Below are 18,562 nucleotides of genomic sequence, written 5' to 3' on the forward strand. Positions count from 1 at the left end.
CTCATATGGACAGCGGCCGCGCCGCGCCGTCAGTCCACGTCCGCCCGGGACTCCCCCAGGGCGAGTCCGTCGATCCAGTTGATGGACGCCGTGCTCGTGTCGGTGCCCCAATAGGTGCCCCAGCGCGGCTTGTTGCCCAGGTCGTCCCAGGTGCGGGCGCCGGTGCGGGAGGCGATCTCGTGGCCGTCCAGATAGACGGAGAGCTTCCCGGAGCTGCCCGAACTGGTGGTGACGCCGAGCTGGATCGCGTGCCAGGCCCCGGCGGACCAGGCGGCGGAGCCGATGGACGTCCACTCCTCGCCGGGGGCGACGTACCAGACCTTCAGCTTCCCGCCCTCCACCTTCATGATCACGGGATAGTTCTGGCTGTGCTGGTCGTTCGTGCCGTTCGACTTCCACTGAAAGACCGTCTGGGCGTCGCCCGTCTTGGTCATCGAGTCCCAGCCGAACCAGTAGGTGCGCCCGTCGCGCCAGGCGTACTCGCCGCTCGCGGTCCGTACGTTGTGCGCCTCGCACCGAGGGACCCCGATGGGCTTGTTGAACTTGAAGATGTCGCCGCGCGAGCCGCCCCAGTTGTCGACGGTGACGCTTCCCGGGGAGTCACACAGGGTGGTCCCGAAGACACCGAGACCGTTCGACGCGTCCCCGTCCCACAGCACACTTCTGGCCTCCGGTTCGGCGTCCGGTGACTTTCCCGTACGCGCGTGCGGGGCGGGAGCGGCCGAGATGCCGAAGGATTCAGGGGCGGTGAAGGCCCAGGCCGCGAGGACGGTGACGGCGATGCCGCCTGCCGAGGTCAGCGTCTTCCCGGTCCTGTTCACGGCGTGCTCCTGCGAGGTGTGGGGGTGGCGGAATCGGACTCCGGCCGAGAGTGTCACCAGCTCGCAGCACCAGCAAGCGCTTGCACAACACTGGTCTCAACCTTTCACAACTCCCCGACTCCCCGGCCCCTCAACCTCCAACTCCACAGCTCCGCTGCGCCGCCGGGCAGCCGGGCAGCCGGGCAGCCGGGCAGCCGGGCAGCCGGGCAGCCGGGGCGGCGTGCCACCGAGGCGCCCGCCGCGTACCGGCCGCCCGCTACCGCCCGTTCACCGATGCCGCGCGACGGCGTGCTGCGCGCTTTCGGAGAGTGAGCGGACCGTGTCGGCGGCGTTCTCCGACAGCGCACGGACCGATCCCGCGGTGCTCTCGGACAGCGAGCGGACCGACCCCGCCGCGCCGTCCGCCGCCCCGCTCAGCGCGTCGACGGCATCGCGCCGGGTGCGCCGGGCCGCCCGTCGGCCGGTCGTGGCCGCGGCGCGGGTGCGGTAGGCGACGGACGGCTTGCCGTGCGTGTCGGCCGCCGCTATCAGGAGGCCGCCGAACAGCGAGACGTTCTTGATGAACTGGGTGCGCTGAGCGGCCCGTTCCTCGGGGTCCTTCTCCTTCCACCAGGCGTGCCCGGCCAGGGTCGTCGGCACCAGCGTGCCCGCGAGCGCGAGGGCGGCGAAGCGCGGCAGGCGCCCGGTCGCCAGCATGAGGCCGGCACCCAGCTGTACCGCGCCGTTGATGCGGACCAGCTTTTCGGGGTCCTCGGTGAGCCAGGGAATCCGGGAGCTCACGGAAGCCGCGACGGGCTCGGCGGCGGGTGCCGCGCGCTGCGGGTCGCGAACGGTCTGCAGCCCGCCGGTGACGAAGACGGAGGCGAGCATCGGGCGTGCGCATTTCCTGAGAACAGCCATGCCTTCCGGCTGCCCGCAAAAGCCGCGCTCAGACACATTTTCGCGCCAGGCCGGTCGCGGATCCGCGGTCGCCGGGCCGCATCACCGGAGCGGCTCGGGGTACGGGAGCAGCAACTGGACAACACCCCGCCGCCATGGCGGTGAGAGCCTGGGAGGACCTCATGGCCGGACTGCTCGCACGGCTCAAGGCGTACAGCCGCACCCCGCAGGGCCGACAGACCGTCAATACGGTGCGCCGCGCCGCCGCCGACCCGCGCAAGCGCGCCCAGGCCCGCTCGCTCCTGGCCCGGCTGCGCGGCCGACGCTGAGCCGCACCGCCGCGTTCCGATCCGGTGCCCACACGCGCCGGACAAGTCTTTCGAAGAGCTGAGCGGAGAGCAGGGCAAGGAGCTCAGCAAGAGCTGGCGGAGATCGGCGCGTGTCGCCGCGGCCCCGGTCTTCATGGATAGTTGGTGCGCCGCGGCCGGACGGTCGGCCTCCCGCGCGCCGTACGGGCCGTGCCGCGAGACGTCCTCAGACATCCAGGAGTCCTCAGTCCCGTGCGCATGTTGCTCTACGCCCCCGCAGCCCTGATCCTCCTCGTCTTCTGCTGGCGCATGGCGCGCGAGAGCCGCCGGTTCGGCAACGCGGTGTTCCTGGGCCTCGCCGCCCTCTGCGGGCTCGCCGCCTGGATGTACGGACTGGTCACGGCCGGCTCCACGACGGGGAGGGTCGTGGCCGCCGCGCTGCTCGGCCTCGGCGCCCTCGGCATCCTCGTGCTCGTCTGCCTGCTCTTCATCAACGGCCTGCACATGGTCCGCAAGGAGGGCAGGAGCCCCTCCAACCTGCTCTCCCTGATGGGCGCGCTGTGCGTCGTCGGCGTCGTGGCCCTGGTGATCACGGCAGCCGTCCTGCGGACGCCCGTGCTGGTCGGCGTGGGGGTGGCGGCCCTCGGGCTCGCCTGTTACCTCTCGTTCTTGTTCCTGAGCTTCGTCGTGTACGCGTTTCTCTACGGCCGCCTGCGCATCCGCCGCAAGGCGAACTACGTGGTCGTCCTGGGCTCAGGGCTCGTCGGCGGGTCCACGGTGCCGCCGCTGCTTGCCAGCCGTCTCCTGCGGGCGCGGGAGGTGCACGCGCAACTCAGCGGGCGCGGTGATCCGCCGGTGCTCATCGCTTCCGGAGGGCAGGGGCCGGACGAGGAGCTTCCGGAATCCCACGCGATGGCGGACTACCTCACGGAGCGCGGTTTTCCCGCCGGCCTGATCGAGCGGGAGGACCGGTCGACGACGACGGAGGAGAACCTGCGGTTCAGCAAGGCGATCATGGAGAAGGCCGATCCCGGCTACCGGTGCGTCATCGTCACGAACAACTACCACGCCTTCCGTGCCGCACTCACCGCCCGGCGGGTCGGCGTCAGGGGCCAGGTCGTCGGCTCGACCACGGCCGCGTACTTCTGGCCCAACGCGACGATCCGCGAGTTCGTGGCGGTTCTCGTCGCCTACAAGCGGACCAACGTCGCCATGTGCCTGTTCTTCGTCCTCTGCGGCATCCTGGCCTGGGCCGCGCGCTGAGCGGCGACCGCCCCGGACCGCGCACAGAGAGAACGCACGCAGAAGCACCGCGCACGGAAAGAACGTGAGCGGCCGCGTCCCTGTCCCACGAAGGCGCGGCCGCTCAGCTCGGAGGAGGGGCCGCCCACTGACCATTCTCAGCGGCCCCAGCAGGATGTCACCCCTGCATCGAGTCGCCTGCCCACCCGTGATGTGCTTACACGGATTCATTTCCACGGATCTTCGGGGCCCGACCGGGGGCCCGACCGCGGAGCCCGTCAGGCCGAGTCCCGCACCACAAGATCCGGCTCGAAGATCAACGAGGTCGGCTCGGTGCGAGTGCCCTGCACATGTTCCAGGAGCAGCCCGGCCATGGCCGCCGTCATCCGCTCCACCGGCTGCCGGACGGTGGTCAGCGGCGGCCGGCAGGTGAGGGCCACGCTGGAGTCGTCGAAGCCGACCACCGCGACGTCCCCCGGCACGCTCCTGCCATGCTCGCGCAGGAGCTCGCACACGCCCTGCGCCATGAGGTCGTTGGCCACGAACACGCCGTCCAGGTCAGGGTGTTCGGCCAGCAGGCGGGCCATCGCTCCGGCCCCGCTCCCCCGGGTGAAGCCACCCTCCGCGATCGGCACGTACGGCGTCCCCGAGCGCTCAAGGGTCTCCCGGAACCCGGCGAGCCGCTCCTGTCCCGCCGCCAGGTCAAGGGGCCCGGTGACGGTCGCCAGTCTGCGCCGGCCGCCCGCCAGGAGATGCTCCGCGGCAAGGCGCCCGCCCGCGCGGTGCGCGAGGTCCACATAGCTGACTGGTACGGGCAGAGCGGGCCGGGCGAAGCACACGGCGGGCAGCCCTTCGGCGACGAGCATCGCGGGCAGCGGGTCCTCCGCGTGCGTGGAGACGACGAGGGCGCCGTCGGCGCTGCCCTGCCGCAGGAAGCCGGTCACCTGCTTCCTGGCCGACTCGCTCTCGGCGACCATGAGGACCGGGTGCATCGAGCGCGGCCGCAGATAGCCGACCACGCCGCTCACCACACGCCCGAAGAAGGGGTCGGCGAAGACCCGGGCCGCGAACGCGTTCTGCGGGCCGCCGCCGGATCCGCCGCCATACCCGTCGTCGGGTGCGTCGCCGTCCTGCGGACTCCCGCACTCCTCGCCCGCACCCTCCTCTCCCGCACCCTCCTCGCCCGCGCCCTCCTCGCCCGCGCCCGAGATGACCAGGGCGATGGTCTCCGTGCGCCGGGTGACCAGGGAGCGTGCCGCACGGTTGGGCGCGTAGCCGGTGCGCTCGATCGCCTCGCGCACCACGTCCCGGATGGCCGGGTCGACGTTGCGCACACCGTTGATCACCCGGGACACCGTCGCACGGGAGACCCCCGCCTCCCGTGCCACGTCCTCGAGCGTCAGCGGACGTCTCTCCATGCGTGCACTCTAACTTCCCTTCCCAGCAAGGAGATAGAGCGCTCTCCCGATGTGAAGGACCTGGTCACGCCGGGCCCCGTCTCCGTGAGCCCGCACGCCCGGACCAGGGCGGCTCCGGTCGGGGACGGACGTTCAGCGGTAGACGCCGAACTCGTAGAGCGAGTAGCCGTATCCGGTGCCTCGGGCGGTGCCGTGGACGCGTACGTAGCGGCCGGTGCCGCTGACGTCGAAGTCGTCGATGCCGCCGTCGCCGTCACGCACCTCGTGGACGGCCCGCCAGTTCCGCCCGTCGTCGGAGGTCTGGATCGTGTATGCCTTCGCGTACGACGTCTCCCAGTTGAGCTGGACGTGCCTGAACGTCTGGCTGGAGCCGAGGTCGACCTGGAGCCACTGGGGGTCGCTCCAGTCGCTGGCCCAGCGAGTCGTCGCCCTGCCGTCGACGGCGCCCGCGGGGGTGCAGGGGCAGTCGCCGCCGCCGGTCTGGTGGGAGGAGGCGGTGGCGGCCTTGCCGAGGGCGATGTTCGTGCCGTTGACGGGCGGCGCCACCACCCGTACGGAGCGCGTCTCGACGCCGACATTGCCCTTGCCGTCGGTGACCTTGACGTAGATCTTCCAGACGCCGGTGCGGTCGGGGGCCGTGACCTTCAGGCGGCCGGAGCCCCCGTCGGTGAAGCGCAGCGGCCGCAGGTTCTTGTCCTTGTCGATGTACATGCTGCCGCCCAGCACTTCGTAGGTGAGGGCGTCCCCGTCGGGGTCGGTGGCCGTCGTGGCGAGGGTGAGGGTGCCGCCCGCGGGAACCCTGGAGGCGTCGCCTTCGACGGTCATACCGGAGATGACGGGCGGGGTGTTGTCGCGCGAGGCGTCGGCGCCGTACGCCTTCTTCACGGCGTAGTACGCGAGGCGCCTCTGCCCGGCGGGGAGCAGGTTGAACCAGATGCCGCCGAAGTCGTACTCCGTGCCGTAGTGGAACATCGTGGCGCCGAGCGCGACGCCCTTGTGGCCGGTGACGCAGTTCCAGGCCTTGGTGTAGCCCTCGGCCTTGGCCCGGTCGGTGGGCTCCGCGGGGACTCCGTTGGCGTCGTCGGGGACCTCCCACTCGCCCGCGGGTCCGGTCTCGGTGACGATGTACGGCTTGGTGTAACCGCCCTGCTCCCAGGCCGACTTGATGTCGCACACCGCGTTGTAGGAGTTGACTGCGTACAGGTCGAGGTCGGGGGCGTTCCTCTTGTAGTAGGGCCAGGCGCCGGTCCACGCGTCGGTCGAGGTGACGGGGTGGTTCGGGTCGACGGAGTGGATCTTCTTGGCGATGTCGTTGACGAAGGTGGTGTAGGCGTTGCGCTGCCGCTCCAGCTCGTCGCCGGTGTAGCAGTTCTGCAGCCCGAGCACCGACTCGTTGCCGACGTTCCACATCAGGACGCCCGCGTGGTCCTTGTAGGTCCGCACCCACTTCGGAAACTCTTCGAGCATCTGGTTCTTGTACGTGGTGTCGGTCAGGTAATTGACGCAGCCGCCGCTTCCCGGGCCGCCGCCCGGCTGCAGCCAGAAGCCCGCGATCACTTTGACGCCGTTGGCCGCGGCCGAGTCGAACAGCGGCTTGCTGGACGCGTCGGTGCCCCAGGTGCGGATGGTGTTGACGCCCATGGACTTGAGGTCGGGCATGTACTTGTCGGCGTCGGCGACGCTCGGGCCCCAGGTCAAGCCCTTGACCGTGTAGGGGGAACCGTTCACCGACAACTGCCAGTTGCCCTGGGACCCGGTCACCTTGACCACGTTCCCGGCGGCTTCGGCCTGCCGCGCGGGCAGGGCGAGGCAGGCGGTGGCGATCAGGGCGGCGGTGAGCGGTACGGCCAGGCGTCGGCCCGATGGTCGGGGGGCGCGGGCTGTGGGCATGCGGGGGCCTCCTGAGGGGGTGAGGGCGCGGGTACGGGGTGCGGGGTGCGGGGTGCGGGGTGCGGGGTGCGGGGTGCGGGGTGCGGAGTGCGGAGTGGGGGCCGGGGGCGGCGGTAGGGAGCCTTGCCGCCCCCGGAGGGGGGTGGTGCGGCAGGAGCGTGGTGCGGAGGAGTCAGGCGAGGGCCGTCACGGCAGTTCGTAGTTCTCGTCGAGCGCCGCACCGGCCTCCGGGTGCGTCTCGTCGTACCCGCGGGCGTCGCACTGCAGCCCGCCGACGACACAGTGGTCGACCAGCGCCTTGAGCGTCGCCGGGTCCCACGCGTTGAAGAAGTCGTAGTGGAACGAGTGGCCCGCGCCGCTCGCCAGTCTCACCTGCGAGAGGTCACCGTTGACGGGGAACGCCATCTTGAACTCGATCATCGGCAGCGCCACCGGGTGGGACGCCGGGCAGATGTTGTCGTTCGTGCCCGCCTTCACCGTGGGGTAGGACATGTGGCTCTTGTGGTCCGGCGCGTCCAGGTGCACGCCGTCCCAGCAACTCGGCGCCTGGAAGCGGATGTTGAGCTGGGTCGACGCGGAGGTGGGGCAGTTCTTGGGGATGTCGACGTTGAAGAAGCTCTCGCCGCACTCCCAGCCCTCCACGAAACCGGGGTGGTGGCGGAACTCGTCCGCGCTCTGCGTCGGGCTGCCGACGACGTACCGCAGCCCTTCCGGGAACGGCCGCACGCTGGTGTAGTCGGTGACGCCCGCCTTGTAGTAGATGACCTGCGGGCCGGTCGGCAGTACCGGCTGGCCGCCCTTGAGGAGGGTGGGCATCCAGTAGCCCGACTTGTCGCCGGGGGCCTTGCAGACGGTGTTCCCCTGCTTCAGGGAGTCCGTGGTGCTGCGGGCGTCCGTCGTCGTATTGCCCATGAAGGTGTGGTCGTGGGACTTGCCCGGCTGACCCGGGTAGACGATCGGGTCGTCCGGTCTGGTGTGCGTCACCGAGCAGTTGGCCTGGAACTCGTGGAAGTAGCGGTGGGGCGGCGCTTTCACGGAAGGCGTGACGCCGGTGAGCCGCGAGGCCGCCGGGATGAAGCCGTCGCCGTCACGGTCCTCCGCCGCGGCGACGGTGGACGCCGCCATGATGTGGCCCCGGTGCGCGGTCCGCGCCGGTCCTTCGGCGGAGGCGCTCGCCGGTGCGGGAGCGGTGTCGGCGCCCTGCGCCATGCCGCCCACCCCCAGCGAAGTCACCAGGAGCGCGCCGGATACCAGTAACCCTGAGATGATCTTCGATCTCCGTGCCATGGAGACCTCCTGCCACGTGGGTGGGGACTGCGGTGGGGGCGGGCGGCGCAGGGAGGGCGGGACGCACCGTCCGACACCGTCCGCGAGAGGGGGCTCCTTCTACGAAGCCCTTGAAAGAGCGCCGAGAGAGCCCTGAGAGAGTGCCGGGAGAGCTCCGGAAACGCTCCGGGAGAGCTCCGGGAGAGCGCTCTCCCGCTTCCGGAGTGTTGCGGCCCCAGCGTGAGCGTGTCAATAGAAAGTGAACGCGTCGACGGGTCTGCAATCCGCCACGCGCGACTCCCGTTCGGGAACTCCGCCGCCCGCTGTCCGCTCGACAACAGGCCGCCGCCGCACGTTTTTTGAGGCCCCAGCAGCGAGAACGCACGCAACTGCTGAGCTACCTCTTGACTCGCCCTTCACTCGGATGAACTATTCCCGGTCAAGAGAGCGCTCCCAAGGCCCCTGATCGTTCACTTCCTGAAACAGGAGAGCCCCCATGCCAACCTCCCCCACACGCCGCACCGTGCTGGGCGCGATCGCCGCGTCGGCCGCCACCGCGAGCCTCGCCCCCACGGCCGCACCGGCCTCGGCCCGCACCCCGGACTCCGCGACGGCCCCGGACTCGGCCGTGCGACTGCCCGGCGGCGGCGACCTCGGCCCCAACGTGATCGTCTTCTCGCCGTCCACGCCCGGCATCCAGGCGAGACTCGACGAGATCTTCAAGCAGCAGGAGAGCGCCCAGTTCGGCACCGGGCGCTACGCGCTGCTGTTCAAGCCGGGCACCTACAACGGGCTCAACGCCCAACTCGGCTTCTACACCTCGATCGCGGGCCTCGGCCTCTCCCCCGACGACACGGCGATCAACGGCGACGTGACGGTCGACGCCGGCTGGTTCAACGGCAACGCGACGCAGAACTTCTGGCGCTCGGCGGAGAACCTCGCGCTCACCCCGGTCAACGGCACCAACCGCTGGGCCGTGGCGCAGGCGGCCCCGTTCCGCCGGATGCACATCAGGGGCGGCCTCAATCTCGCCCCCAACGGCTACGGCTGGGCCAGCGGCGGCTACATCGCCGACAGCCGGATCGACGGCAGCGTGGGCCCCTACTCCCAGCAGCAGTGGTACACCCGGGACAGCTCCGTGGGCGGCTGGGTCAACGCCGTATGGAACATGGTGTTCTCGGGGGTCCAGGGCGCGCCGGGCCAGAGCTTCCCGAACCCGCCGTACACCACCCTTGAGACCACGCCGATCTCACGCGAGAAGCCGTTCCTGTATCTCGACGGCGCGAACCACCGGGTGTTCCTGCCGGAGAAGCGGACCGGTGCGCGCGGCACGACCTGGGGCAACGGCACCCCGCGCGGCACCTCCCTGCCGCTGACCCAGTTCTACGTCGCCAAGCCCGGCACCAGCGCCGCCACCATCAACGCGGCCCTGGCCCAGGGTCTCCACCTGCTGTTGACGCCGGGCATCTACCACCTCGACCGGGCCATCGAGGTGAACCGCGCCAACACCGTCGTCCTCGGCCTCGGTTACGCCACGCTCATCCCGGACGGCGGCGTGTCCGCGATGAAGGTCGCCGACGTGGACGGGGTGCGGCTCGCCGGGTTCCTCATCGACGCGGGGCCGGTCAACTCCCCCGTTCTGCTGCAGGTCGGGCCCCGGGGTTCCGCCAGGGACCACTCCGCCAACCCGATCACCGTCCAGGACGTCTTCATCAGGATCGGCGGCGCGGGCCCCGGCAAGGCCACGACCAGCATGGAGGTCAACAGCCGTCACACGATCATCGACCACACCTGGGTGTGGCGCGCGGACCACGGTGCCGGGGTGGGCTGGGAGACCAACCGCGCCGACTACGGAGTACGCGTCTACGGTGACGACGTCCTGGCGACCGGCCTGTTCGTCGAGCACTTCAACAAGTACGACGTGCAGTGGTTCGGGCAGCGCGGGCGCACGGTCTTCTTCCAGAACGAGAAGGCCTACGACGCCCCCAACCAGGCCGCCGTCCAGGACGGCAACGTCAAGGGCTTCGCCGCGTACAAGGTCGAGAACTCCGTGACGTCCCACGAGGGCTGGGGGCTCGGCAGCTACTGCAACTACACGTCCGACCCGTCGATCCGGCAGGACCACGGCTTCGCCGCGCCGCGGAACCCGGGTGTCAAGTTCCACGGCCTCCTGGTCATCTCCCTCGGCGGCAAGGGCCAGTACGAGCACGTCATCAATGACATCGGCGCCGCCACCTCGGGCACGTCGACCGTGCCGTCGACGGTGGTCTCCTATCCGTGACCGAACCGTCCACCTGAGGGCGGCCCCGCGTGCGCGGGGCCGCCCTCAGCCGTTCGCCAGGACCGCGTCGACCGTCTCGTCGAGAGACAGTGCGGAGCTGTCGAACCACTCGCCCTCGCCCGCGAGTTCGGCGCGCATCGCCTCGTCCAGGAAGGACCAGTCGTCCGCGAGGACCTTGTCACGTGCGGTGAGCCGCCCGGAGACGACGTCCATCGAGGGCGCGAGCACGATGAGCCGAAGCGGCAGGCCCTTGAGCTGCTCCCGGTAGAACTCCAGGTGGGCGCGGCGGACGACCACGTCGTCGATGACCGCGACGACGCCCGCGGCGTGGAAGCTGCGGGCCAGGACGGCGCCGTTGCGCGCGCGGAGCAGCAGTTGGCGGTCCGCCTCCAGGTCCTCCGTCGGCTTGGGCAGCCGGTTGCCGGACACGATCAGGTCCTGCAGATGGTCGCCCTCGATGTGCGCGCCGAGCGGGAACCGGCGGGCCAGTGCCGCCGATACGGAGCTTTTCCCGGATCCCGGGATGCCGACGACGAGGAATACATACGGGGCCGGTCCGGTGTCGACGGTCTGACCCTGGAACGACGTGTCCGGCATGTTTTCGCTGCTCCTTGCGTGCCTGGTCCGGCCTGTGTACCTGACCGAACGGGAATTGCTTCACGTAGCCCACACATTGTGAGCCGCAATCTTCACTTGCTAGTTGATTGCCAAATCAATTCCCAGTCGAGGGGCGCTTATTACTCAACCTTTGGCAGATTTTTGCCCTGTCACCCAACCGTAATGCGATGGCAAAGTGATGGACACGGCAGCCGCCCAGGCTGTCAATCACCATCGACCCGACCACACCGCGTCACGGCCCCGCCGAAACGACGCAGGAGGCAGGCCACCTTGAAGACACTGATCGACAACGCCCGTTCGTTCGCCACGACACATGTGGCGGACCCCCGGAACGCCGCGGCCTTCGAAGCCCTCGGCGCCGGGCAGTCACCCGAAGCCCTGTTCGTCACGTGCTCCGACTCGCGTGTCGTACCGGCCCTGATCACCGGAGCCCGCCCCGGCGAGCTCTTCGAACTCCGTACCGCGGGCAATGTCGTCCCGCCCTACCCGGCGGAGGGAACCACCGACCGCGCCGGCCGCCCCATGAGCGAGGCGGCCACCATCGAGTACGCGGTGTGCGTGCTCGGCATCCGCGACATCGTCGTCTGCGGACACTCCCACTGCGGCGCGGTGGGCGCGCTCGTGCGCGGCGAGGACCTGTCGGCCGTACCGGCCGTGCGGGACTGGCTGGAGCACTCCGTCGCCCCCGACGACGCCCTGCGCTCTCTCACCCCGACCTCGCCGGACGTGGCGGAAGCCGTGCAGACGCACGTACTCGCGCAGGTGGCACGGTTGCGGGCCTACCCCTGTGTGCGGGAGCGGACCGCCGACGGCTCACTGACGCTGCACGCCTGGTACTACGAGGTCCACACCGGCACCGTCACCGCCCACCGGCCGTCGGACGGCGGCCTGGCGGCGTTCGGTCCGCTGTGAGAGCCGCCGCGCCCCCCTGACCGGCCCGCTCCCACGACAGGACCCCCACTCCCTCATGTCCTCCCTTCCCTCACCCCCGTCCCCCCGCCCCACGCCCTTCAGCGCCCTGCGCGAACCGGGCGTGCCACGCAGGGACATCCTGGCCTCGCTCGTCGTCTTCCTGGTCGCCCTGCCGCTGTGCGTCGGCGTGGCGGTCGCCTCCGGAGTCCCCGCCGAGCTGGGCCTGGTCACCGGCATCGTCGGCGGTCTGGTCGTCGGCTTCCTGCCGGGCAGCGCCCTGCAGGTGAGCGGCCCCGCCGCCGGACTGACCGTGCTCGTCTTCGAAGCGGTACGCGAATTCGGGCTCAGCATGCTCGGCGCGATCGTGCTGCTCACCGGCGCGCTCCAGATCGCCCTCGGCCTGCTGCGCTGCGGCCGGTGGTTCCGCGCGATATCGGTGTCCGTCGTCCAGGGCATGCTGGCGGGCATCGGTCTCGTACTGATCTTCGGCCAGCTCTACACCATGGCCGGGGCGAAGCAGCCGCTCTCCGGCGTCGACAAGATCACCGGGCTGCCCGGGCTGCTCGCCGACACCGTCCAGGACACCACGTCGCTGACCGCCGCGGCCATCGGCCTCGGCACGATCGCCGTCCTCGTGGTGTGGCCGAAGCTGCCTGCGGCGGCGCGCGTGGTGCCCGCCCCGCTGGCCGCCGTCGCGCTCGCCACCGCCCTGGCCGCCGGATTCCGCCTCGACGTGGCGAACGTGTCGGTGCGCGGCATGGTCGACGCCGTCCAGCCGCCGGGCCTCGGCGACCTGGCGGAGCTGGGCAGCGTGGCCGTCCTCGGCACCGTCCTGGCGTTCACGCTGATCGCGTCCGCCGAGTCGCTGTTCAGCGCGGCCGCCGTGGACCGCATGCACGACGGTCCCCGTACGCACTACGACAAGGAGCTCGTCGCCCAGGGCGTCGGCAACACGGTGTGCGGTGTGCTCGGTGCCCTGCCGATGACCGCGGTCATCGTCCGCAGCTCCGCCAACGTCCAGGCAGGCGCCCGCACCCCGCTCTCCCGGATCCTGCACGGCGTGTGGCTGCTGCTCTTCGCGGTGCTCCTGCCGTCCGCCCTCGGCATCATTCCGCTGGCGGCGCTCGCCGGTGTCCTGGTGCACGCGGGCTGCAAGCTGATCCCGGTCAAGGAGATCGTCCCGCTCGCCCGCGCCCACCGCGGCGAGGCGGTCGTCCTCAGCGTCACGGCGATCGCCATCGTGGTGACCAACATGTTCGAGGGCGTGGTGCTCGGCCTGGTGCTCGCCGTGGTCAAGTCCGCCTGGGACACCTCCCATGTCCAGGTGGACGTAAGGGAGTTGACCGACGGACGGCTGGTCGTGACCCTCACCGGCAACGCCACGTTCCTGCGGCTCCCGCGCATTCTGGAGACGCTCGAGGCCATGCCCCAGGACCGGCCCATCGAGCTGGATCTGACCGAGGCCCGCCACCTCGACCACGCCTGCCGCACGACGCTGGAGAACTGGGCGCTGCGGCACAACGACAGCGGTACGGAAGCCGTCCGCATGAAGACGCTTCCGGCGGCCAAGGCCTGACGGCCCCGCACGCCCCCACCGCTCACCGTTTCCCCCTGCTCCGGGGGCCCGGCACCGAACGCCCGGCCCCCGGTGTCCCATCCCCCTCGGCACAGAGTGCCGGTCAACCATGGAGGTTTACCGTGGAACAGCTCATCAAGCGCATGACGCAGGAGTCCGTCTGGCAGAAGTGGGTCGCGGTCAACTCGGCCCAGGGCGCGGGCTCGAAGGACGGCTGCATCAGCGCGACGCCGAAGAGCGGCTGCATCAGCGCCACCGGGAAGACCGGCTGCATCTCCTGACCCGCTGACCCGGCAGGGGGCGGTGGCCACGGCGTCATCAGCCGCGGCCACCGCCCCCGCCCCCTCGCTCCCCCGCCCCCTGCCCCGCACCGGAGCCCTCATGAACCGCCTGCCGAGCGCCGACGTCCTGGACCGGATCCGGGACATCCCCGTCTACCGCGCTTCCGTCGAACGCGGCGACTTCCCGATCCTCGAGAAGCCGGAGATCGCCAAGGACTTCCCCGACAACTGGATGACGCCCGAGCTGACCCGCGCCCTGGAGACGGGCGAGGCCGAGTTCGTCCTGTCCACCGGGACCAACCACGCCCGCATGCAACTCATCCGGCCGCCGTACTTCCTGCTCCGCTCCTACTACCGCCTGTGGAGCGAGCACCCCGATCTCGGCGCGCTCTGGCACGAGGGCGCCCGGCGGATCTCGCTGACCACCGTCCTCGCCACCGAGCACGTCGCCCGCGTCAACGCCCGCAAGCCGGGCGCGACCCCGGGCGAACGCTGGCTCGACGACCGGACCCTCTACCTCAACCGCGGCCTGGACCCGGCAGACTGGGACCGTGCCGAGGTCGAGCGGATGCTCGCCGAGATCCGGGAGGTGAGCGCCGCGCACCCCCGCGGCGCGTATCTCCTGGACTGCTCCGGGTACCACCTGGCGCACCTGGTGCGCAGGGTCGACGAGTGGGACCTGTGGGACCGCTTCCCGCGACCGGCGGGCATCGTCCACGCCTACGAGTACACGCCGCTGAACGTCCGCGCGTATCTGCGGTCCCACTTCGACTGCCCGGTCGTCGACCTCTTCGGCAGCACGGAGCTCGGCTACCTCTTCTACAGCGACGAGGACGGCCGCTACCGCCCCTATCTGCACGACATGAGCGTGGAGCTGATCCCGGTGGAGCCGGGCAGCGGCATCCACAGCCTCATCGTCACCAGCGTCCGCAACCCGTACATGCCGCTCGTCCGCTACCGGTCCGGCGACTGCGTCCGCACCAGCGACGGCGGCACGGACCCCGAGCGGATCGTGTCCTTCTGCGGCCGCGAGAAGGAACTCCTCCCGACGCCCGACGGACCGGCCGCCCAGGCCGATCTCGACGCGCGGGTCACCGCCGCATCGCCGCGCGTCTTCCTGCACCAGCTGCGGCTGACCGGCGAGGGGCGGTGCGTGCTGTGGTGCACGACCTTCGACGGCAAGCCGCTCGCACCTGCCGAGGAGAGCGCTCTGGCCACCTCGGTGGGCGCGCTGACCGGCCGGTCCTGCCGCGTGGAGCACCGCGCGCACGTGCCGATCGGCCGCTCCGGCAAGTACGCCTGGCTGGCCAGGCCCTGACCACGACTCCCGAGGACCCCGGCCACAACCCACGAGGAACAGACATGCCCGCACCGTCCGCGCCCGCCACCCCCGAAACGGCCACCGCCCCGACCCCCACCGCCGAGGAGCTGCTCGGCGCAGATCTGCACGAGGAGGTCGTCCGGCACTTCGCGGCGAAGCCCGGCGCCCCCGACGCCTCGTACATCACGCACCAGGTCCGCGAGTGTCTGCGCTACCTCTACCTGGTCTCCCGCCACCCCGACCGGCTCGGCGGCCTCTTCCTCCCCGTCGAGCAGGACATCGACGAGATCTGGCACTACCTCATCCTCCAGACCCGCGAGTACCGCGAGCTGTGCGAACAGCGGCTGCCGGGCGGTCGCTTCATCCACCACCGAAGCGTGTCCTACGACGCCTACCAGCAGGCGCCGGGGCGCGAGACGGCCGCCGAGGAGGCGCTGCGCTGGCTCCCTCTCTACACCGCCGCCTTCGGGCCGTACGACGAGGAGGCGCTCCCGCACTGGACGGTCGTGCGCTTCCTCCACGACGAGTTGCAGTTGTCGCTCCCGGAGATCGCGTCTCTGGCCGACGGCTCGGCCGGGTGAGCGGACCTCAAAGAAGTAACCCGGAACCGCTCACACCAGTTCGGGCTGCGCTTCCAGTGGCTTGGCCGCCGGTACGGCCTTCGGATCCCACAGTTTCGTGGTCCGCGTATAGGTGTGGACCACGGACGCCGTCGCCAGGACGAGGAGGGGTCCGAACACCCACGGGTGCCTGGCCATTTCCAGCGGGATGAAGCGGTACGACACCAGGAGCGCGACGAAGACCGTCGCGCCATAGGTGACCAACTGGATCCCCGCCCGGTCCCAGCCGCGGTCGTGCGCGCGCAGCGCCGCGTCGATCGTGACCGCGAACACCACGCCCGCGATGATGTCCGCGCCGTAGTGGTAGCCGAATCCCAGCGTGGCGCCGAGCGTGGCGAGCAGCCAGAAGGCCCCCGCGTAGCGCAGGAACCGCGGACCTCTGCGGGAGTGGATGAAGATCGTGGTGGCCCATGCCGTGTGCAGACTGGGCATGCAGTTGCGCGGGGTGAGGTCGTCGTACGTCATCTGGTGCGGCACGGCGATCGACGGTGCCGTGTGCGGCCACAGGTCGGCCACCGCCCACTGCACGCCGCCGGTCCCCGAGGCGCCAGGACCGTAGGCGAAGACCGGACCGACCACCGGGAAGAGCATGTAGATGCCGGGACCGAGCAGACCGATGACCAGGAAGGTGCGGACCAGGTGGTGCCCCGGGAACCGGCGCTCGGTCGCGACGTGCCGTAGCTGGTAGAGCGCCACGGCGACCGCGGCGACCGCGAGCTGGATGTAGACCCATTCCAGGACGTGCGTGCCCGCGGAGCCGGTGGCCTCGACCATGCGGCCCACCACCCACGACGGATTGCCGAGCGCGTGGTCGGCGGTCGCCACGTACTGGTCGAGCACCGTCGGACGGGTCTTCCACGTGATGAGCAGCCAGGAGTCACCGGTCTTGCGGCCGGCCACCAGGAGCAGGCCGAGACCGACGCCCTTCAGGAGCAGGACGCGTTCCTGGCCGCTGCGGCGCGTGAGGGCGATGACCCCATAGCCGAGGAGCACCCACAACGCGCCGTTGCCGAACATCATGTCGGCGCCGACGATCCATCGCACCAGGAAGAAGACGACGTCGATGCCCACCGCGACACCGAGCGCGATGAACCGTTCGCGCCAGGTGAGCACCACCATCATCAACGCCATGCTGGCGTAGAGCAGCGGACCCGACTTCGGGGCGAAGATCACCTCGCGCCCCTGGTTGGTGATCGGTCCCGCCACGCCGTAGTGCCGCGCGGCGACCTCCAGTGCGATCAGGAATCCGAGGGCCACCACGACCGCCACGGTCCACAGAATCGCCCGGGGCGAACGCCACGCGGTCAACATCTTTCTGCCGTCTATTCGCGGAAAGACCCGCGATGCTATGGGTTTCAATTTTTTGGCCGCATTTGTTAGATGTCTACTAAAAACGTCGCTCTTCGTGCCGGATGGCATGCTTCCGGTCGATGAGGACGATCGGCCGCAAGTTTGAGCATGCTATCGGAGCTGCGCGGACCGGGTTCCGCTGGTCACGGGCGGTACGGAGAGCACTCCATACGGGCACCGGCCGCAGGCCCGGTCACCGCCCTTCCGAGCGGTTGGATGCGACCGGAGGCGGCCCACCGCGAACCCCAACTCCCCCTCTCCCAGCCGGATTTGTTCCCGCCCGGCAGGTCACGGAAGAGCCGCGCCATAGTAATGTGACATTTTACTGACCGGCCTCCGGGCCTCCGTTCGCGTTGTCTCCAGGGAGTCCTCGTGACCGCATCCGGCACCCGCCCCGCTCCGACGCTCCACACCGGCAGCCACGACCTGGCCGCCTCGGCGGAGCTGTCCCGTTTCATGGCGGCCTCCTGGGCCCCGACCGCCCTCCCGGACTCGGCACGGGTCAGCGCGCACGCCGTCACCCCGGCACGCCGGGCCCGGCTCTCCGCCCGCTTCCCCGGCGAGCGGCTGATCATCCCGGCGGGCGGGCTCACGGTCCGCTCCAACGACTGCGACCACCGCTTCCGCCCCCACAGCGCGTACGCCTGGCTGACCGGCCTTACCGGCGAGGACCAGGCGGGCGCCGTACTGGTCCTCGAACCCTCGGGACCCCACGGCCACGAGGCGGTGCTCCACATACGGCCGCGCTCCCCGCGCACCGCAGGCGACGAGGAGTTCTACCGGGACCGGCGCTACGGCGAGTTCTGGGTCGGGCGCCGCCCCGACCTCGCCGAGGCGGAACGGCTCACCGGCATCCGCTGCGCCCACCTGGAGAGCCTCGGCTCACCGACCGGGCGCGACGCCGCGACCGACCCCGAACTGGCCGCCGCCCTCTCCGAGCTGCGCCTGGTCAAGGACGCCTGGGAGGTCGCGCAGCTGCAGCTCGCCGTCGATCACACCGTCGCCGGGTTCGAGGACGTGGTGCGCGCGGTGCCGGGCGCTCTCACGCACCCGCGCGGCGAGCGCGTCCTTGAGGGGACCTTCGGCCTGCGCGCCCGCGCCGAGGGCAACGGCACCGGTTACGAGACCATCGCGGCCTCCGGTGCCCACGCATGCGTACTCCACTGGATCCGCAACGACGGACGGCTCGACCGGGACGAGCTCCTCCTCCTCGACGCGGGCGTGGAGACGGACAGCCTCTACACCGCCGACATCACCCGCACCCTGCCGCTCTCCGGCCGCTTCACCCCCGTCCAGCGCCAGGTGTACGAGCTGGTGCTCGCCGCCCAGGAGGCGGGCATCGCGGCGCTGCGCCCCGGGGCACGCTTCCGGGACTTCCACCGGGCCGCCATGCGGGTCGTGGCGGAGGGGCTCGCCGAGTGGGGCGTGCTCAAGGACGCGACCGGCGACCTCCACCGCCGTTACACGCTGTGCGGCAGCGGCCACATGCTCGGGCTCGACGTGCACGACTGCGCGAAGGCGCGGGCCGACACCTATCTGGACGGTGTCCTCGCGGAGGGGCAAGTGCTCACCGTGGAGCCCGGCCTCTACCTCCAGCCGGACGACGAGACGCTCCCCGCCGAGCTGCGCGGCATCGGCGTCCGGATCGAGGACGACCTCGTCGTCACCTCCGAGGGCGCCCGGCTCCTTTCGGGTGCGCTGCCGCGGACCGTCGCGGGCGTCGAGGAGTGGATGGGCGGCCTCCTCGACGGCTCCGCCTGAGGCCGGTGGGTTAGGGGG

16 protein-coding genes are annotated in these 18,562 nt (G+C 70.7%); 9 read left to right on the forward strand and 7 right to left on the reverse strand.

Going from position 1 to position 18,562, the window contains the following annotated elements:
• Nucleotides 1-29: 29 nt before the first annotated feature.
• Both ABZ953_RS15570 and ABZ953_RS15575 read right to left on the reverse strand, forming a co-directional pair.
• Complete coding sequence (locus ABZ953_RS15570) at nt 30-821, reverse strand: heparin lyase I family protein (protein WP_361722854.1); 792 nt, start codon at nt 819-821, stop codon at nt 30-32.
• A gap of 267 nt (nt 822-1,088) precedes the next feature.
• Nucleotides 1,089-1,721 carry a DoxX family protein gene (locus ABZ953_RS15575; RefSeq protein WP_361722857.1) on the reverse strand — a complete coding sequence of 211 codons (633 nt, stop codon included), beginning with the start codon at nt 1,719-1,721 and terminating at the stop codon, nt 1,089-1,091.
• 134 nt (nt 1,722-1,855) lie between these two features.
• Here ABZ953_RS15575 and ABZ953_RS15580 point away from each other — a divergent pair, with 134 nt between their 5' ends.
• Both ABZ953_RS15580 and ABZ953_RS15585 read left to right on the forward strand, forming a co-directional pair.
• A complete protein-coding gene (locus ABZ953_RS15580; protein WP_361723583.1) occupies nt 1,856-2,029 on the forward strand; it encodes a hypothetical protein in 174 nt (57 codons plus the stop codon).
• 237 nt (nt 2,030-2,266) lie between these two features.
• Nucleotides 2,267-3,271 carry a YdcF family protein gene (locus tag ABZ953_RS15585; RefSeq protein ID WP_361723518.1) on the forward strand — a complete coding sequence of 335 codons (1,005 nt, stop codon included), beginning with the start codon at nt 2,267-2,269 and terminating at the stop codon, nt 3,269-3,271.
• A 257-nt stretch (nt 3,272-3,528) separates the two neighbouring features.
• Here ABZ953_RS15585 and ABZ953_RS15590 read toward each other — a convergent pair whose 3' ends face one another.
• From ABZ953_RS15590 to ABZ953_RS15600, 3 genes are all read right to left on the reverse strand, one after another.
• Nucleotides 3,529-4,668 (reverse strand): LacI family DNA-binding transcriptional regulator, encoded by a 1,140-nt coding sequence (locus tag ABZ953_RS15590; protein ID WP_361722860.1) that lies wholly within the window; start codon nt 4,666-4,668, stop codon nt 3,529-3,531.
• 132 nt (nt 4,669-4,800) lie between these two features.
• On the reverse strand, nt 4,801-6,558 hold the full coding sequence (locus tag ABZ953_RS15595; RefSeq protein WP_361722863.1) for a discoidin domain-containing protein: 1,758 nt from the start codon (nt 6,556-6,558) through the stop codon (nt 4,801-4,803).
• A 186-nt stretch (nt 6,559-6,744) separates the two neighbouring features.
• Nucleotides 6,745-7,845 carry a DUF1996 domain-containing protein gene (locus tag ABZ953_RS15600; RefSeq protein ID WP_361722866.1) on the reverse strand — a complete coding sequence of 367 codons (1,101 nt, stop codon included), beginning with the start codon at nt 7,843-7,845 and terminating at the stop codon, nt 6,745-6,747.
• A 475-nt stretch (nt 7,846-8,320) separates the two neighbouring features.
• Between ABZ953_RS15600 and ABZ953_RS15605 the strand changes: the two genes are divergently transcribed.
• Nucleotides 8,321-10,105, forward strand: coding sequence for a coagulation factor 5/8 type domain-containing protein (locus tag ABZ953_RS15605; RefSeq protein ID WP_361722869.1), 1,785 nt, complete (start codon nt 8,321-8,323; stop codon nt 10,103-10,105).
• A 45-nt stretch (nt 10,106-10,150) separates the two neighbouring features.
• On the opposite strand, the gene ABZ953_RS15610 is transcribed toward ABZ953_RS15605, so the two are convergent.
• Complete coding sequence (locus ABZ953_RS15610; RefSeq protein WP_361722872.1) at nt 10,151-10,702, reverse strand: AAA family ATPase; 552 nt, start codon at nt 10,700-10,702, stop codon at nt 10,151-10,153.
• Nucleotides 10,703-11,038: 336 nt separating this feature from the next.
• Between ABZ953_RS15610 and ABZ953_RS15615 the strand changes: the two genes are divergently transcribed.
• The 5 genes from ABZ953_RS15615 to ABZ953_RS15635 all read left to right on the forward strand — a co-directional run bounded on the left by ABZ953_RS15615 (nt 11,039) and on the right by ABZ953_RS15635 (nt 15,394).
• Nucleotides 11,039-11,635: a carbonic anhydrase gene (locus ABZ953_RS15615; RefSeq protein ID WP_361723521.1), complete on the forward strand. Its 597-nt coding sequence runs from the start codon at nt 11,039-11,041 to the stop codon at nt 11,633-11,635.
• Nucleotides 11,636-11,690: 55 nt separating this feature from the next.
• A complete protein-coding gene (locus ABZ953_RS15620; protein WP_361722874.1) occupies nt 11,691-13,211 on the forward strand; it encodes a SulP family inorganic anion transporter in 1,521 nt (506 codons plus the stop codon).
• Nucleotides 13,212-13,333: 122 nt separating this feature from the next.
• Nucleotides 13,334-13,492, forward strand: coding sequence for a hypothetical protein (locus ABZ953_RS15625; RefSeq protein ID WP_361722876.1), 159 nt, complete (start codon nt 13,334-13,336; stop codon nt 13,490-13,492).
• A gap of 100 nt (nt 13,493-13,592) precedes the next feature.
• Entirely contained in the window at nt 13,593-14,810 is a 1,218-nt protein-coding gene (locus tag ABZ953_RS15630) for a hypothetical protein (protein WP_361722879.1), read from the forward strand.
• Nucleotides 14,811-14,854: 44 nt separating this feature from the next.
• Entirely contained in the window at nt 14,855-15,394 is a 540-nt protein-coding gene (locus ABZ953_RS15635; protein ID WP_361722882.1) for a hypothetical protein, read from the forward strand.
• Nucleotides 15,395-15,424: 30 nt separating this feature from the next.
• On the opposite strand, the gene ABZ953_RS15640 is transcribed toward ABZ953_RS15635, so the two are convergent.
• A complete protein-coding gene (locus ABZ953_RS15640; RefSeq protein ID WP_361722885.1) occupies nt 15,425-16,744 on the reverse strand; it encodes a phosphatase PAP2 family protein in 1,320 nt (439 codons plus the stop codon).
• A 411-nt stretch (nt 16,745-17,155) separates the two neighbouring features.
• Here ABZ953_RS15640 and ABZ953_RS15645 point away from each other — a divergent pair, with 411 nt between their 5' ends.
• The gene (locus ABZ953_RS15645; RefSeq protein WP_361722888.1) at nt 17,156-18,544 is read left to right on the forward strand and encodes an aminopeptidase P family protein; all 1,389 of its coding nucleotides are present in this window, start codon (nt 17,156-17,158) and stop codon (nt 18,542-18,544) included.
• Nucleotides 18,545-18,562 lie beyond the last annotated feature (18 nt).

The organism is Streptomyces sp. NPDC046465, assembly GCF_040646035.1.
In the GTDB taxonomy this organism is placed as follows: Bacteria; Actinomycetota; Actinomycetes; order Streptomycetales; family Streptomycetaceae; genus Streptomyces.

Bases quoted from the DNA above. Each gene is read 5' to 3' on its own strand.
- ABZ953_RS15605 (WP_361722869.1), top strand. From the start codon at position 8,321: ATGCCAACCTCCCCCACACGCCGCACCGTGCTGGGCGCGATCGCCGCG.
- ABZ953_RS15640 (WP_361722885.1), bottom strand. From the start codon at position 16,744: ATGTTGACCGCGTGGCGTTCGCCCCGGGCGATTCTGTGGACCGTGGCG.
- ABZ953_RS15585 (WP_361723518.1), top strand. From the start codon at position 2,267: ATGTTGCTCTACGCCCCCGCAGCCCTGATCCTCCTCGTCTTCTGCTGG.
- ABZ953_RS15575 (WP_361722857.1), bottom strand. From the start codon at position 1,721: ATGGCTGTTCTCAGGAAATGCGCACGCCCGATGCTCGCCTCCGTCTTC.
- ABZ953_RS15630 (WP_361722879.1), top strand. From the start codon at position 13,593: ATGAACCGCCTGCCGAGCGCCGACGTCCTGGACCGGATCCGGGACATC.
- ABZ953_RS15620 (WP_361722874.1), top strand. From the start codon at position 11,691: ATGTCCTCCCTTCCCTCACCCCCGTCCCCCCGCCCCACGCCCTTCAGC.
- ABZ953_RS15590 (WP_361722860.1), bottom strand. From the start codon at position 4,668: ATGGAGAGACGTCCGCTGACGCTCGAGGACGTGGCACGGGAGGCGGGG.
- ABZ953_RS15610 (WP_361722872.1), bottom strand. From the start codon at position 10,702: ATGCCGGACACGTCGTTCCAGGGTCAGACCGTCGACACCGGACCGGCC.
- ABZ953_RS15600 (WP_361722866.1), bottom strand. From the start codon at position 7,845: ATGGCACGGAGATCGAAGATCATCTCAGGGTTACTGGTATCCGGCGCG.
- ABZ953_RS15580 (WP_361723583.1), top strand. From the start codon at position 1,856: ATGGCGGTGAGAGCCTGGGAGGACCTCATGGCCGGACTGCTCGCACGG.
- ABZ953_RS15635 (WP_361722882.1), top strand. From the start codon at position 14,855: ATGCCCGCACCGTCCGCGCCCGCCACCCCCGAAACGGCCACCGCCCCG.
- ABZ953_RS15595 (WP_361722863.1), bottom strand. From the start codon at position 6,558: ATGCCCACAGCCCGCGCCCCCCGACCATCGGGCCGACGCCTGGCCGTA.